Below are 1,196 nucleotides of genomic sequence, written 5' to 3'. Positions count from 1 at the left end.
ACTGTGACCCGCCCTACTATGACGCGGAGCAATATTACGACGCTGCGTTTTCCGCAGAGGATCATGTCCGGCTGCATGACGCCATCAAGGAATGCAAGGGCTATGTCATCGTTTCCTACAACGACTGCGAGGAGATCCGCAGGCTTTACAGCGACTTTTACCAGCTGTCCTTCACTCGTCAGAATCCAATGGCCCAGCAAGCCGGAGCGGTCTATGAAGAACTGCTCATGGCCAACTACGACCCCAGGCTCTTTGCGGGACAGGTGACCTTGTTTGACAGCCCGCTGGAATTTGGCGGGCTGCGCCTGACCCATATCCCCAAAAAACCATTGAAGATCATATAAAGGAGTGTTTGCGATGAAATTTCTGAGACAAGCGGCCGCCAAGGGGCTCCGAATCCTGCCCGCTGAACTGGCAATAGCCCGGTTCCCCGAGACTGAAACGGCAGAGGTGCATGTGGTGGAGGGCGCCATTGTGGTTCTCAAACGCCGGATGACCGGGATGGAGCTGATCCGCGCCGCGAGGCGGCTCCATGAGCTGTCGGTGGAACTGAACGTCCACTTGGCCAAAGCCTGCGGGTTTTGTCACGACTGCGCGGATGTATGCCCATTTGAAGATATGGGGAAAGAAATTGACCTCCCCAGTTATCTACGGGAGGAAGCCGGTATCAGCGAGGATGCCAAGCTCTGCGCCTATGTGAACGAGGAGGAAAACAGCGTCACTATCGCAGAGGCAAAGCATCAATATGGTCTGCGGGATGTGCCGCCCGAGATATTGGATATGTTCCTCAGCGCCGGCCTCTGTCTGGGAGAACTGGACGAGCTGCTCATCAAGGGGGATGTGGTTTATGAGGGGTGACTTTTCCCCGGCTTTCCATGTGAAGGGAGGATTTTTGCGAATGAGAACGATCAGGACGCCTTTGCTGGCCTGTCTGCTTATTTTGTCCATGAGCGTCACCGCCTTTGCCGCAGAACAGCCTCAGACGGTCATCGGCGCGGATGAGAATGGGACCAGCATCGCTATCACCGACATTACCCCCAGGGAGGATGAGGAGAATGCGCAAACAGCAGGACAGCAAACAAACTACAGGGCGGGGAGCTTCTACCCCATCGAAATCCAGACCGCTGAGGAGGGCGGAATCCGCCTGCTGGTCAAGACCTTCCTTGTGCCGCAGGGTACAGACCCCGCGGCGCTCA

Annotated in this window: 3 protein-coding genes; all 3 read left to right on the top strand. The window is 56.4% G+C overall.

Translation table 11 applies throughout. The features are described 5' to 3' along the window. The coding region (locus FMM72_RS16880) for a DNA adenine methylase (RefSeq protein WP_180322955.1) at positions 1 to 344 on the top strand (344 nt) is incomplete at its 5' end. Positions 345 to 357: 13 nt separating this feature from the next. Beyond that, complete coding sequence (locus FMM72_RS16875; protein ID WP_243157872.1) at positions 358 to 858, top strand: hypothetical protein; 501 nt, start codon at positions 358 to 360, stop codon at positions 856 to 858. 40 nt (positions 859 to 898) lie between these two features. Next, on the top strand, positions 899 to 1,196 hold a 298-nt coding region (locus FMM72_RS16870), incomplete at its 3' end, for a hypothetical protein (RefSeq protein ID WP_162222100.1).

The sequence above is a fragment of the Anaerotruncus colihominis genome, from assembly GCF_010206195.1.
Classification (GTDB): domain Bacteria; phylum Bacillota; class Clostridia; order Oscillospirales; family Ruminococcaceae; genus Anaerotruncus; species Anaerotruncus colihominis_A.
Note: the sequence above shows the minus strand (reverse complement) of the source record. Positions and strands in the feature narration are given on the sequence as shown.

Coding starts and splice junctions, on each gene's coding strand:
- FMM72_RS16875 (WP_243157872.1), top strand. CDS start 358: ATGAAATTTCTGAGACAAGCGGCCGCCAAGGGGCTCCGAATCCTGCCC.